The sequence below is a fragment of the Mesorhizobium sp. M1329 genome (genome assembly GCF_040318035.1).
Lineage (GTDB): Bacteria > Pseudomonadota > Alphaproteobacteria > Rhizobiales > Rhizobiaceae > Mesorhizobium.
This window is the reverse complement of sequence record NZ_JAMYLN010000003.1, coordinates 1-13,669: the sequence shown is the minus strand read 5'-3', so window position 1 is coordinate 13,669 and position 13,669 is coordinate 1. Positions and strand designations below refer to the sequence as shown.

The window sequence follows — 13,669 nt, the reverse complement described above, 5'->3', positions numbered from 1 at the left end:
AATTTCTAATGCACCATTTTGACCAAGGGGTTTGCTCACCATGGTCCGTGACGACCTGCCCGCGTCTCCGGAGGAAGGACGCGGACCACAATCGCTTCCACCGATCCTGGAGCTGTGAGGAGTGATCGCGCGCACCAGGCTGCGCAGGCCCCCGAGTTACCCTTGCCTGATGCAAGGCGCCCGATCGCGTCCCGCCGTTCCCGCACGTGTGGGACGTTTCGCATTGAGGCTGGACACCGCTGACGGTGAAGGTTGGGCGTGCGCAGCAGACCTTGGCCCCGGACGATGCCAGATCGGGTGGCACCGATGGCCCGGCTCCTGTCCCCCCGAAAGTGCGCGTTTTTTGCCTCCTCGGAATTTCAGCCGGACTATCCCGGCTTCTCGGGCGACTTCCGGTTAGAATTCAGCATCCGTGGCTCGTGCACGAGTGATGCGCGATCGATTCCAATCGTTTCGATGAGATCGCGCGCCGTTATACCAGTCTCTTCGGCGAGCAACCCCGCATGAAGCTACTTGATACGCTCGCGGTCTGTCTTGTCCTCGCCAATTGGTGACAATCACCTTGTCGCAATCAGTTTTCGCTTTCGCTACGCCGAGGTGCATTCGAGCTCTTTCCTGGCGGATCTCCGCTGCCGTCCGATCGGCTCCCGCCGGCCGCCCGCCGGAGGGCCTTGGTAGCCTCCGCAACGCCCGCGCGATCGTTGTCATTGGCGCGGATCAGCTCGGGAACCTGATCCACGGCGATGCCATTTTGCTGAGCGAAATGCTTCACGTCGTAGTCCTGGCTAGGTTCCAGGCGGTCTCGGTCGCGCGTGCTCTTGTCGTCGGCCATGTAGTCCTCCCGGTGGAGCTTCGGATCAATGGCAACGCGGGCAAGCAGCTTTCGTTGCGCTTTTTACAGCCCGCGACTCCTGAATTGTTTGCTGGTCCGCCTCGACCTTGAGCCTGCTTTCCCTCCGTTCTGCCCCCGATGTGTTACTTGGAGCTGCAGTGTGAGCCAGGAGAATCGTGCGATTTCAGCTCATCTGAGGCGCTTGTGGTGATGAGCTCCTAAAGGAGCGGTTTAGTAGCGTCACCAGTTTTCCGTGACAGGCGGCACCAAGCGTCGCTACCAGGGCTGGTGGCCAGCCCCGGCAGGACCTTGCTGATCGTGGTGTCCCCTGGCGCGTCGACGGCGAACGCGATGATCTCGGCGATCCGGTCGTTGTTGCTTTTAATCCGGCTCATCTCTTAGGACGCCATCTTTTTGCGTGGGACAGGCGTCCAATCGGTGATTGCATCGACATCGATAGTGATCAGCCCGCCTGCCTTCATTGTAACTGTCCGGTCTTGCTCGTCCACGCGCGTCACTTCGCCTGTTAGCTGGAGTTCGTCGCCTGGCTTAGCCTTCTTAGGGGCAGGGATCGAATGTGGAAAACCGTAGGAGGGGATGCTGACGCTGGCTCTGCCGTCATCAAGCAACTTGAGCACCGTCACCGTGATCGCCACCTCGTCGCCGACGTTGATGTCTGTAATTTCCCAGGCCATGTGCATGAGTCTGGGGCGGTTGTTGCGGCCGTCAAGAGATTGCTAACTTGAAGAGAATGACTGACGTGCGCCTGAGCCCGCAATTTGTTTCGGAACCGATTCGAACCAGCGATATTGATTCAAATCGCAGCGTTTGGAGTGCGCGTGCATGCTTACCGAGCTTGGCCTTGGCCGGCTGTCGTTCATTGAGTTCCAAATGCCCACACTGGTCGACAAGCCGCCCAGGGGCCGCGGGTGGATCCACGAAATCAAATACGATGGATACCGTACGCAGCTGATCATCCAAGAGGGTAGGGTGCAGGCCTTCACGCGCAACGGCTACGACTGGACCGACAGATACGTCCCGATCGTCCGAGCTGCGGGTACGCTAAAAGTAAGGCGGGCAAATCATCGATGGCGAAGCGACAGTTTTTGGTGCTACAGGGCGTCCTGATTTCCAGGCACTACGCCGTGAACTTGGGAAGGCCGAATCGACCAAGCTGGTCTTCCACGCCTTCGACCTCCTCCATCTCAACGGCAAAGACGTGCGTGACGCTCCACTCCTCGAGCGTAAGCGGGCCTTGCAACGTCTATTGAAAGGCGCGCCCTCGGCACTCGTCTATGTTGATCATCTGGAAGGTGACGGCCCGACCGTGTTCGAGCACGCGTGCGAAATGGGCCTTGAGGGGATTGTCTCGAAACGCGCGGACTCCCCTTACCGCTCCGGCCGGCAGGAGAGCTGGCTCAAGCTCAAATGCGTCAAGAGCGACAATTTTCCGATTGTCGCCTTTGTCGAAAAGCTAGGTGCCAGGCCGCGCAGGATTGCCTCGCTTTACCTCGGTCGCCGCAAAGGCAATCGCGTCCACTATGCCGGTAAGGCGCAGAGCGGCTACAGCCTCACCGACGCACGCGAAGTGCGCGAACGCTTGGACCCGCTAATCGTCGACAAATCTCCGCTGGCCGAACCGATAGACAAGCCCAAAGCGACTTGGGTGCAGCCGGCCGTTGAGGCTGAGATCGAATATGGCGGGATCACCGATGACGGGCTGCTGCGGGAAGCCGTGTTCAAAGGGCTGCGGGATGATCTGAGCTTACCAGCCCACACGCCATTGGTCGGCAAGACGCAGCCGCCCAATGAAAGTTTCGGCGTCCCTCGCGAGAACATTTTGCAACTGCTGCCCGACGCAGTCGTGCCATCGAAAGAGGAGCTGATGAGCTATTGGACGAAGGTGGCGAAAAAAGCGCTTGTCCACCTCGGCCGGCGCCCGCTCAAGCTGGTTCGCCACTCGCACGGGGTCACCTTCTATCACAAGCGCGGATTGCCCGACATTCCGGATACCGTGCACCAACTGCGTGTTCAGAAGCGCGAGGGTGGAGAAGGCGTGAGGCTGTGGGTCGATGATCTTGATGGCCTGCTTGGCTTGGTGGAAATAGGCGCTGTCGAGTTGCATCCCTGGAACGCCACCGTCGATGATATCGAGCATGCCGACCGGGTTGTCATCGATCTGGATCCTGGCGAAGGGGTCGAATGGGAAATGATCGTCGAGACGGCTCTGAAGGTCCGGGACATGCTGCGTTCGGAAGGACTCGATAGCTGGCCGAAGGTGACCGGCGGCAAGGGTCTGCATGTGATGGCGCCACTGCAGCCCGTGATCACCCACGACGCCGCCCGGCAGTATGCCCGAAAGCTAGCGCAGCAGTTGGTCAGCAAGCATCCCGATCGCTATCTTTTGTCGGCTGCGCCATCGGCTCGTTGTGGGCGCATCTTTCTGGATTACCTCCGCAACGGCCGCGGCAACACAGCCGTCGGCGCTTACTCGCCTCGAGCCCGTTCAAGCTTTCCGATAGCCGCTCCCGTCACATGGACGCAGGTCGAAAAGGGAATTTTGCCAGACGCGTTTACGTTGGAGAGCCCATTTCGGCCGGCGAAGGCCGCCTGGACCACGTGCAAAAACCGATAGCAATCGCGAAGTCTTAGTCCATGCAAAGGCCTTATCGGCCTCGACCTTGAAGCTGTTTCATCTACCCTGGTGAGTTCGCCTCGAAGCTCAATATGTGGCCTCGCTTGAACTTGGATTTGCTGTGCCTTGATCGAATGCGGAAAATCGCAGCTCGGGTGGAGAGGCTGACGCGGGCATCTGTCACGCGCCTTCACTGTAGCGGTAAGCGCGACTTCGTCTCCAATGCTCACTCCCGGCGTCGAGGTGCCCAGCGGCTTGGCTGCGGGGGGACTGTCAGCAAGAGGCCGCTGGGCCCTGACGACCAGCGAGCGTAAGAGGAGGCCCTTTGCTGGCTGACGAAAACTTGCGCGTAAAGCCACGGAAAAGCATCATCCGAACGAACACCGTCGTCGAGATGTGGGGGCCGTGAGGCGTTAGCCGGCGCTTTGAGGACGACGGGACATGGCGCCTGCATCGGGACATCTGGAACTTAGGTGCGGCCCAATAGAATGCCGCGACCCGTAAGGCCCGCGCGGCTTTGCAGCAGTTGCAATGAGATTCGATTGAAACTGTTGATATGACTGAATTGATTATAATTGAACAGACTTGATGCGGTCTGCTCGTCAAGTCGGCTACCATCGCGCCACCGATCCGGGAGGCGGTTGGATTCGAGCTCAGCAGAACGGCAAATCTGGCTGACCACGACTTGCTGGGACTGGCGCGTTCTCCGGCACGGCGCGCTGCTGAGGCCTCTTGTCCGTTTGGTCATGCGCAGTCCGTGAGTCTCCAAGAACCCGTCCATCTCGTCAATGCCATGAGCCGAGACAACTAACTGTCATAGGCAAGTAGCGGCTCAACGGCTCCAGAAGAAAGCGGCCCCCCGACGCTCGTTCAACATTCGAGACCGCATTTGGCAAGTCTTTCAACGTCCGGGTACGCCCTGCTGCTTCGACCGCTCCTTTTGTCTTGCGGATTCAGGAATTCGAGCTTTTCGGTTGTTTCCGATCATCCATTTGGGAAACGACCGATGCCGGCAAGCAAGGTTCTATGGGGCCAAATCCTCACCGCCTTCCTGATCGTCGTCGCGACAACATGGGGGGCGACACAGTGGACGGCAGCGCGGCTCGGCTTTCAAAGCCAACTCGGTCCGCCGTGGTTCGAACTGGCTGGACAGCCCATCTATCCGCCGCCTGCCTTTTTCTGGTGGTGGTTTTTCTACGATGCCTACGCGCCGAAGGTCTTCCTTGAGGGCGCGGCGATTGCGGCGAGCGGAAGCCTGATGGCTATCGTCGCAGCGATCGGGATGTCGCTGTGGCGGGCGCGCGACGCAAAGGACACCACGACCTACGGCTCGGCGCGTTGGGCGACGCGAGACGAAATCAAGGCCGCCGGGATGATTGGTCAGGATGGGGTGGTGCTGGGTATGTTGGGCCGACACTATCTGCGCCACGACGGTCCGGAACACGTGCTATGTTTTGCACCGACCCGAAGCGGCAAAGGCGTCGGCCTGGTCGTGCCGTCACTGCTGACCTGGCCGGGTTCGGCAATCGTCCACGACATCAAAGGCGAAAACTGGGAATTGACGGCCGGATGGCGGGCCCGTTTCGGCCGGGTGCTTCTGTTCGACCCGACCAATGCTGGATCCGCAGCCTACAATCCGCTGCTGGAGGTGCGACGGGGCGAGTGGGAAGTTCGAGATGTGCAGAACGTGGCGGATGTCCTGGTCGACCCGGAAGGCACGTTGGAACGCCGCAACCACTGGGAGAAGACCAGCCATGCGCTGCTGGTCGGCGCCATACTGCACGTGCTCTATGCGGAGAAAGACAAAACCCTCGCCGGCGTGGCGAACTTCCTTTCCGATCCAGAGCGGCCAATTGAGACAACGCTGCGCGCCATGATGCTGACGCGGCATTTGGGTGATGCCGGCCCGCATCCCGTCGTTGCGTCGGCTGCTCGGGAACTGCTTAACAAGTCCGAGAACGAGCGTTCCGGCGTGCTCTCGACGGCCATGAGTTTTCTGGGCCTCTACCGCGATCCAGTTGTGGCCAAGGTGACGTCATGCTGTGACTGGCGGATCGCAGACCTTGTCGAGGAGGCACGGCCGACGACGCTTTATCTGGTCGTGCCGCCATCGGACATCAGTCGCACAAAGCCGCTGATCCGACTTGTGCTTAACCAGATCGGCCGCAGGCTCACCGAAGATCTTCACGCGAAGGATCACCGGCAGCGTCTTTTGATGCTGCTGGACGAGTTTCCCGCGCTTGGCAGGCTCGATTTCTTCGAAAGCGCGCTGGCCTTCATGGCCGGCTACGGCATCAAGTCGTTCCTGATCGCACAATCGCTCAATCAGATCGAAAGGCCTACGGACCGAACAATTCTGTCCTCGACAATTGTCATGTGCGGGTGAGCTTCGCCACCAACGACGAGAGGACAGCCAAGCGCGTCTCAGACTCTCTGGGGACCGCGACCGAGTTGCGCGCCATGAAAAACTATGCGGGGCACAGATTGTCGCCCTGGCTCGGGCATCTGATGGTGTCGCGGCAGGAAACGGCGCGTGCACTGATGACGCCGGGCGAGATCATGCAGCTGCCGCCGACCGATGCGATCATCATGGTCTCGGGCCAGTTCCCAATCCGTGCGAAGAAGGCACGCTACTTTGCCGACCCGCGTCTTGCCGGGCGTGTCTTGCCGCCACCAAGGACCGGAGGGACAACGCAAAACGCTCGCTCAGACGACTGGACCGACACGACACTTTTTGTTGACCTGAAAGGGAAATCTCGCGAGCTGAGGCATGCCAGAGATCAGCAGGACGAGGATCCGGCCAATGGCGGCATTCGCCGCCAGCCCGAGCTCCCCGAACACGAAAACATCGCGCCGGAGCGAACCCAACGGCGCGACGATGAGTTCGATCTCGACCGTGACGAGCCCGACGATGACGCCCTGCGTCGTGGCAGTGTCGATCAGGCTATGAGGCGCGCTGCACGACAGGCCGCCCTTGACCCCAATGATGGCATTGAGCTTTGAGCGCATGAAGAACGCCAAGAAAAGACGTCTGTCTGCCTATCTCGACCCTGACGTAATGAGGGCACTGGCAGATTACGCTGGGCGACGCGAGGTCTCGCTGTCACTGGTCGCCGAGGCTGCGCTCGCGTCTTTCCTGTCGCCGGACGCCGAAGAACGAAAGCAAGCGGCGATAACTCGCCGCCTCGATCAGATCGATCGACGCGTGCAGCGGGTCGAGCGTGACGTCGGAATTGCTATTGAAACGCTAGCATTGTTCGTCCGGTTTTGGCTCAACTCGACTCCAGCCTTGCCGGAATCGGCGCAAGCGGAGGCGCGCGCCAAGGGCTTGCAGCGCTACGACAATTTCGTTGATGCGCTCGGTCGCCGGCTTAGCAAAGGACCAAGGCTCAGGCAGGAGATAGCCGACGATGTCCCGCCAGCGCCGCCGGCAACTGGATGAGCTGCCGGCACGACAGGCGCTTCAACAGCCCGACTCCCGGTGCCCGGTTGCGGAGCTACTTTGCGCAGCTGATACCCATCAGAACACCTCTCATCGGAGCGGCGGGCCTCGGCATTCGTCTCCACAGTCGATCTCGGCTAGGCATGTGCCTTCCCAGATTGGAGTTGTTTCGACTGCGCATGCTGGGTTAAATTCGAGCCTTTTCCCCGGGGAACAGGTTCTTGCCCGTGCCGTACCCAAGATTGCAGATGAAGCTGCCGGCGGCACGGCATCGCAGCCGAAAACCGGAGATCGGGCCTTTCCTTCGGCGCAATAACTTTGAAACAAATCCTGCCGGCACGCGTTCCAGCAGAGCGGGCGGGTTGCCGGAGGACCCAATGCCCGACGACTACAATGACATCGTCATCCCCCAAGACCACGATGCATCGCCACTTCGGGAGGAGGAGTATTTCGTCGTCTGCCCGGCGTGTGGCCAGGCGTTCGATATCAGGTGTATGGCAGAGGCGCTTCATCACAACGAGCTGGGCCACGAGCCCTACGACCTCGACTCGTAGTCGGCAGTTACCGACGGTTGTCGACGAACGCCGAGCCTGATCGAGACGTAAGTTCTCGCCCATCTGGCCGGCGCCGTCTGGTCGTCTTACAACGAATCCCTGTCGCGAGGCCGGAGCTTCGCTGGCACGCTATGTCGTGACAGATACCTCGCGGGCTTTCAGCTGCAACTTGGGTGCCGTTGCGATTGTTGTCGACGCGACCGCGGCCGTCACCGACCGGGTTATTAACCCAGGGCGATGGCTCCTAATCCACCGCAACCATGTCACCCAGTCCCGTCACGACGCTCCGAGCAGACCTATTGCCGGCATCGAGGGGCCCGGAGCCCATCGCGGTTGAACTTGCCGAGCGGCGACCGTGCGCTCGTTGCAGAGCCCTGTTTCAAGTAATCCGAAGACACCAGGGACGCACTAGCTGCACTTGTGCCCTAGCCGTTGAGCTTCCATTGATCCATTCATCCGCCCCACATCCGGCTGGACCGCGCCGCACCCTTGGGCTGTTCAAAGGCGTGGGCATCTTCCCTACGCCGACACCGGCTGCTGTCTCGCAGGAGCATCAACCCGCTGAAATCCGGTGGTGCTTTCTCAGCCGAGTGATCGCCGACTTGTCGACCGTGATCACCCCGCCACAGTCAATCCGCACAGTGAGTTTGTTCGCCCCGCGATCGACGCGGGTGACGTCCCCAACAAGAACCACTCGGTCGCCGGCCCGGACTTTCGGTGGCGGATCAATCGTATAAGGATGGTCATACGAAGGAATGCTCACCCTGGCGCGCCCGCTGGGGAGAATCGCGATGACGATACCTGCCAGCGCAACCTCATCGCCGACCTCAAATTCGCGAGGCATGTTAACGTGCAGCATGGTCTTCCTCCCGATGCTTTCCTAATTCACGCTTTGCTAAATTAATGCCCGGCCAACCAGGTTGGTTGCTTGCAATCGACTTCGTACGGTTCCGCACAATTCCAAGCTGGTAGGCGCTCCCGTTGGCCTTGGATCGGCCTTGGTGCGTCAAATTCTGCAGAAATGGTTTGACATAGGTCGATGGCTTTACCTGCCGTGCGGGTTATTGAACCCGGATCATCGATGCGGGTGTCGTGCGCGTACGCGCAGGTCAAGTTCGTCGGGAATTTCAAGGCCAGCGAAGTCATCATCCAGCAATGTTCAGCCAGGCCGTATGTTGTTCGCAATGTTTGCACATGGAAGCCTCCGATCGGGGTGACATTTCAATACCAAGGGCAACCCGGCAGACGCCGGAAGCGGCAAGCCCGAAAGGCTAGAACGAGGACACAAGCCTTGCCCTTCTTCGCGCTAGGCTTCGAGCTTTTTGGCGAGCGACCCTGAGCTCGGGCAGCGTCGGTTGCCACCAGCCTCGCTGCCGTTCCGTTAACCCGGCAGCACGCCGAGCGGGCCATGTCTTAATCAATTCAGCCAACGTCGCCGGACGCCATCTGCCCCAGACATGGTCGACGTTCGTCTCGATCAAATGCGCATAGAACGCCGCTAACTCCGAGGCGTCGACGAGTTCACCCGAAATCTCGGTGAAGACCACGATGCCGTATTGCTGCGTTGCCACGGCACGGCCAAGCCGGGGCAAATCGTTAGGGGGCAGTGGATAGCGACGTCGCCTGCGTTCGGCATAGCGCAATCTGGCGGCTTTATATTCCTCGGAGTCTTTGGACGCTTCCCGTCGCCGTTTCCTCTCCTCCGGTTCTGCGCGGCGGGCGGCCCTTTCGATGCTTGGCCAATGGCGCCTCAACTCCTCGTAGGAGCGGAAAGGCACCCTCCAGGCCCGCAGTTCGTCGTCCCAGCTCGCCCACGGGACGGATCGCAGTTCGTCGAGAACCGTCCGCGAATATGGGGTGCGAATGCGCAGGTCGTCGGCGACTTCCAGATACCGGCTCGACAGGGGATCGAAGGCGAAGGCGTCCCGTCCTTTGCTGTCATCATGTGCTACTCGTAGATCCGCCTCTTGTGCCAGCCAGCGCTGGATGCGCCGCGCTGCAGTCTTTCCCGGCACGAACCAGCTTCTCCGCTCGTCACTCCACCTGGCGCGCGGGAATGTCTGTCGAAACCGCTCAACCGCGGCGCGATCGTATGGAAAGCGCGCTTCGGCACCAGGAACTGTCCGCGGTGCAGCAGGGGCGTCGGATTTTTCCATCAGGTTGCGAAGCACAGCACTGCTCGCAAACAACGCGGTGCAGCTCATTTGGGTCCCAAGAACACCAGAAGGTATGGTCAGAGCCGCAAGGGGAAGCTGATGGCGCGATCGGTGAAACTGCTCAACGCGCTAACGTGGCGAAACCTTCACCGCGCCGGACCGTTTATATCGATCCAGGAGAGGTCCATTCATGCCCAGACGAGATGCAAAAAACCCCAGACGGCCAGCGAGCCCTCGTTCGCGTCCCCTGAAAGGCGAGGAGACGGAAGTGAACCACATCGTCGAAACGCAAAGTATATCGCCAGCCCAGGCGCGGGAGCTGGTGCGGCGCCACGGAAACGATTGGCGTAAGATCGATGAAGCTGCGAAGTCTTTTAAGGATGACAGCTAAGCACTTCCAAGGCCGGGGAAGGGAGCTTTGTCACGGCAATCCGCGGGCAATCGGGCGGATCGGCTTGAGGTTGACGAAGGCCCACCATCGAACCTCAACATAAAGGACGTCGTCAACTGCCGATCACTGCATACGAATTGTTTGCCTCCAGGAATTAAAGACGCCGGACGAAAAGTTCCTATGATCCCGGCAACCGCCTCACGGGCAAGAAGACATCCGCTCCCGCCCCGGTAGCGAGCGAACCCGGCGGAGCTCACCTCATACGCAGGCCAAGCGCAAGTTCGGCCCGGTGGCACAACTTCGCGCTTCCACCAGTGAAGGATCGCCGTCGCTCACTTGCCAACGGGTCTCGGCGCCGACGCGCCACAAACGGAGTTCGAGGCGATTTTTGCCCAGGCGCAAGTCGTTCAAAGTGAGTTCCTCTATCCAGTCGGGCAGCCTTGGATCGATGTACAGCTTGCCATTTGGAGCGTCGGGCTGGAAGCCCATGATCGCTTGCAGAAGCGAAAAACAGGATCCGGCCGCCCATGCCTGCGGAACGTTCGCTCCCTTATACTGCACGGGGAAAGTCGTGGGCGTTCGCGGCAATCCGGCGAACAGCTCGGGCATTCGATGTTGCATGAAGTAGATTGCGGCGCTGCTCACGTCGCGAGAGAGGCGGCAGGCTTCCGCGAAAAAGCCATAGCGCCGGAAGCCGAGCGCGATCAGCCCGTTGTCATGCGGCCATACAGAGCCGCGTTGATAGGAATGTGGATTGTAGGCCGGGTGATCGGCCGAAAGCGTCCGAATCCCCCAACCGCTCCACATATCCGGCATCATCAGCCTATGCACCACCCTGACGGCTCGTTCGGGTGGGACTATTCCCGACCAAAGACAGTGACCGGGGTTGGAAGCGACGCTCAGCACCGGCTTCTTGTCGCCATCCAACGCGAACGCGTAGAAGCCGGATGCCTCGTCCCAGAAGACCTCGTTGAATCGGTCGAACAAGCTCTTGGCTTTGGCGCGTAGCTGCCCGGCACGATCGCCATCGCCTGTGGCATCGAAGATTTCAGCCATGCGCTGCCAAGCGTCATAGACATAGCCTTGCAATTCGCAAAGCGCCTTGGGTCCCTTCACCAGGGTGCCGTCGGGATAAACCAAGGCGTCACCGGCGTCTTTCCAGCTCTGGTTCTCGTACCCCGCAGCCGAGCGGGTTTCGTATTCCTGGAAACCGTCGCCGTCACGGTCCCCATACCGGTCAATCCAATCCAGGCACTTCTCGGCCGTTGCCATGTGTCGCTCGAGAAGGCTGGCGTCACCGGTGCATCGCCAAGTGTTGTGGAGCACGATCAGATACAAAGGCGTGGCATCGGCCGTGCCGTAATAGGGCGTATGGGGGATCAAATTGAAATGGGCGAGTTCGCCGGTGCGAAGCTCATGCATTATCTTCCCCGGTTCCGCATCGCGGTAGTCGTCTCGTTCGGTGGCCTGAAATCGCCCTAAAACGTCCAAGGCGCCGCGCGAAAAATCTGGGTAGACCAGGGCATTCTGAAGTGAGACTATCAGGCTGTCGCGCCCGAACAGGCTTATGAACCAGGGTAGTCCGGCGGCCGGCACGTATTCTAGTTCGTCCGTACCTTCGATCGGCAGCCGCAGCGCGGCCATGTCTTCGACCGCCTGATGGTAGAAGCGATGAAATTCGTCATTGGAACAGTTGAACTTCAATGCGCTGCCTTGCCATCCCGCGAGGCGTTTTGCGGCCTTCGACTCGAGGCATTTGTCAATGCAGGCTCGCGGTGCCCGATAGATTGTCTCGCCATTGCCAAAGTCGTAGAGAAGACAAGCATGCCATGTCGCGCCCGGTTCGAGCTCGATGTCGAAGCTGATCCGGCCATTGGCATAGACGGGCTTTGTGGCCGTCCGGCGGACCTTGACAATGACGTCTCGCTTGAAGTCCCGATTCACGTACGAGGTACGAAGGCTCGCCGCTCTGGACGACCATTCCGTGGTAATACGTCCGCGACGGATGATTGCGTCGGCCTTGACTTCGAAAAGATCGGCAAAGTCGCTGCGCATGGCAACTTCCAAATTGAACCGCACTGGCTTTTGCCCGTGGTTTACGAGTTCAAAATCCTCATGCAGCCCACCATCCAAGGCGCGGCCGATTACCAGCCCAAGGCTGCCTGCTGGCACATGGTTCGTTTCGGTCGCGAACGCCTGATTGACCAGATAGATCTTGGCGGCGAAGTAGGCGATGTTTCCGGAACTGAGGAGGTCCCATGGTTGCCCATTGGCAAAGATCTGCCAGCTGGATATCAGGCGTGTGTCAGACGCATACAACCCGTTATACGTGGGCCAGGCGATCTGGCCATCCGGTTCGGTGACAAGGAAGCTGCGTCCCTGGTTAATCGCCAGACGTGGCGGTCCGACTGTGATCTCTAGCGTCATTGGTTCAACCGTCACCCGATCGATCAGCATCCACAGGAACAGATTGAACGGCCAGTGTCGGCCGCCGCCGCGATCGTCGGCTACGAGACCTGACGTCTGCCTTGAACGCCTGGCCCCAGATCCACCAGCCGGTCATCAATGAGCTCGAACAATCTGACCGCTTCGAGCACATAGCCGCGAACAGGGGCCGACAAACCCGCCCCCTCCAGCAGAACTGCCAAGCCCGTCCCGGCGAGCACATCCTCCAGCCGCACCAGAAGCACGCGTGGCGAGCCTGACCTCATCCATCACCAGCAGCTCGGCGAAAGTATGAGCCCACGGCCGTTGCGCACGTCTGCTGTTCGCCACCAGGATCGAGCCGGCGGTCTGCCATCCGCCAACGCGCGGGCCGGAGAAAGATGGATACTTTCTGGCGAGGCCCGGCGACGCAGCAATCTGGTTGCGACGGCACGCGTCCATCCGGAGTTGTCCTCGACCGTCTTTCATCAAAATAGTCGCCGGCTTCAGGTGCTTGCGGGCGCCAACCTTCGAAGTGTCTTCCGCTCAAACTGGTGTATTCTCGGCGACTGTCAACAAGCAGAACGGCTGGGTGCGCAACGCATTTTGCCCACATAAGATGAGGGTCAGCCCAAAGCCGCGCGCTCCCGAGGGGTGAGCAGAGAGGGGTTCCAGCACGTCGACACGCGCCGCAGGGGCGACGGCCCCACACTGGTTGCATCCTCCATGGTGCAAACGACCGCTGCGGTTCTGAAAACCATGCCAGTCCGATATCGCCCACCGAGGCTAGACCCAAAGGCGTGAAGTCGCGCGACCCAGAATGATGGACACCACATTGGCAGCACCATCTGCACCAGACTGTTCGAATACTGCGGCACCTCAGGGACCAGGTGGCGTGCGATGAACCTTCGGGGCCTGCGCAGGCAGCCGCGGCGGCGCGGAGCGCGCTCGACGGCGCATGCTCTCATCGCGATCGAACGCAAGTGTGGCTGTTCCGGTGTTCGTGAGTGCTCGGTAGAGTGCCACATAATCGCTGCACATGCGCTCGACCGTGAACCGATTTTCGAACGTCTGCCGCACTCGTGCGCGATCGAGGCTGTCTATGCGCCGGAGCGCGCCCACAGCTTCCTCCACCGTATCCGCGATCCACCCGGACACACCGTCATCGATGATCTCCGGGACGGCGCCACGCCGGAACGCAACCACCGGCGTACCGCAGGCCATTGCTTCGATCG

The 13,669-nt window shown here is 60.2% G+C and carries 10 protein-coding genes and 2 pseudogenes; 5 read left to right on the top strand and 7 right to left on the bottom strand.

The features are described 5' to 3' along the window. Positions 1–571: 571 nt before the first annotated feature. Complete coding sequence (locus NKH21_RS03625; protein WP_352863121.1) at positions 572–832, bottom strand: hypothetical protein; 261 nt, start codon at positions 830–832, stop codon at positions 572–574. Positions 833–1,230: 398 nt separating this feature from the next. After that, complete coding sequence (locus NKH21_RS03620; RefSeq protein WP_352863119.1) at positions 1,231–1,527, bottom strand: hypothetical protein; 297 nt, start codon at positions 1,525–1,527, stop codon at positions 1,231–1,233. Positions 1,528–1,675: 148 nt separating this feature from the next. Here NKH21_RS03620 and ligD point away from each other — a divergent pair. From ligD to NKH21_RS03600, 4 genes and pseudogenes are all read left to right on the top strand, one after another. Then, positions 1,676–3,467 (top strand): annotated as a pseudogene (gene ligD / locus NKH21_RS03615) (DNA ligase D). A gap of 1,006 nt (positions 3,468–4,473) precedes the next feature. Continuing rightward, a pseudogene (locus tag NKH21_RS03610) lies at positions 4,474–6,470 on the top strand (conjugal transfer protein TraG). Continuing rightward, entirely contained in the window at positions 6,454–6,909 is a 456-nt protein-coding gene (locus NKH21_RS03605; RefSeq protein WP_352661268.1) for a CopG family transcriptional regulator, read from the top strand. Before NKH21_RS03610 ends, NKH21_RS03605 begins: the two are co-directional and overlap by 17 nt. A gap of 377 nt (positions 6,910–7,286) precedes the next feature. Then, positions 7,287–7,463 carry a hypothetical protein gene (locus tag NKH21_RS03600; RefSeq protein ID WP_352493559.1) on the top strand — a complete coding sequence of 59 codons (177 nt, stop codon included), beginning with the start codon at positions 7,287–7,289 and terminating at the stop codon, positions 7,461–7,463. 553 nt (positions 7,464–8,016) lie between these two features. Here the strand turns inward: NKH21_RS03600 and NKH21_RS03595 are convergent. Together NKH21_RS03595 and NKH21_RS03590 are read right to left on the bottom strand one after the other, a co-directional pair. Further along, the gene (locus NKH21_RS03595) at positions 8,017–8,322 is read right to left on the bottom strand and encodes a hypothetical protein (protein ID WP_352661271.1); all 306 of its coding nucleotides are present in this window, start codon (positions 8,320–8,322) and stop codon (positions 8,017–8,019) included. 412 nt (positions 8,323–8,734) lie between these two features. Next, positions 8,735–9,619, bottom strand: coding sequence for a hypothetical protein (locus NKH21_RS03590; protein ID WP_352863268.1), 885 nt, complete (start codon positions 9,617–9,619; stop codon positions 8,735–8,737). Between the two features lie 268 nt (positions 9,620–9,887). Here NKH21_RS03590 and NKH21_RS03585 point away from each other — a divergent pair, with 268 nt between their 5' ends. Further along, positions 9,888–10,010 (top strand): hypothetical protein, encoded by a 123-nt coding sequence (locus tag NKH21_RS03585; protein WP_352493557.1) that lies wholly within the window; start codon positions 9,888–9,890, stop codon positions 10,008–10,010. A gap of 258 nt (positions 10,011–10,268) precedes the next feature. Here NKH21_RS03585 and NKH21_RS03580 read toward each other — a convergent pair whose 3' ends face one another. From NKH21_RS03580 to NKH21_RS03570, 3 genes are all read right to left on the bottom strand, one after another. Beyond that, on the bottom strand, positions 10,269–12,467 hold the full coding sequence (locus tag NKH21_RS03580) for an amylo-alpha-1,6-glucosidase (protein WP_352661274.1): 2,199 nt from the start codon (positions 12,465–12,467) through the stop codon (positions 10,269–10,271). 50 nt (positions 12,468–12,517) lie between these two features. After that, positions 12,518–12,700: a hypothetical protein gene (locus NKH21_RS03575; protein WP_352661277.1), complete on the bottom strand. Its 183-nt coding sequence runs from the start codon at positions 12,698–12,700 to the stop codon at positions 12,518–12,520. A 613-nt stretch (positions 12,701–13,313) separates the two neighbouring features. Then, on the bottom strand, positions 13,314–13,669 hold a 356-nt coding region (locus NKH21_RS03570), incomplete at its 5' end, for a glycosyltransferase (RefSeq protein WP_352863115.1).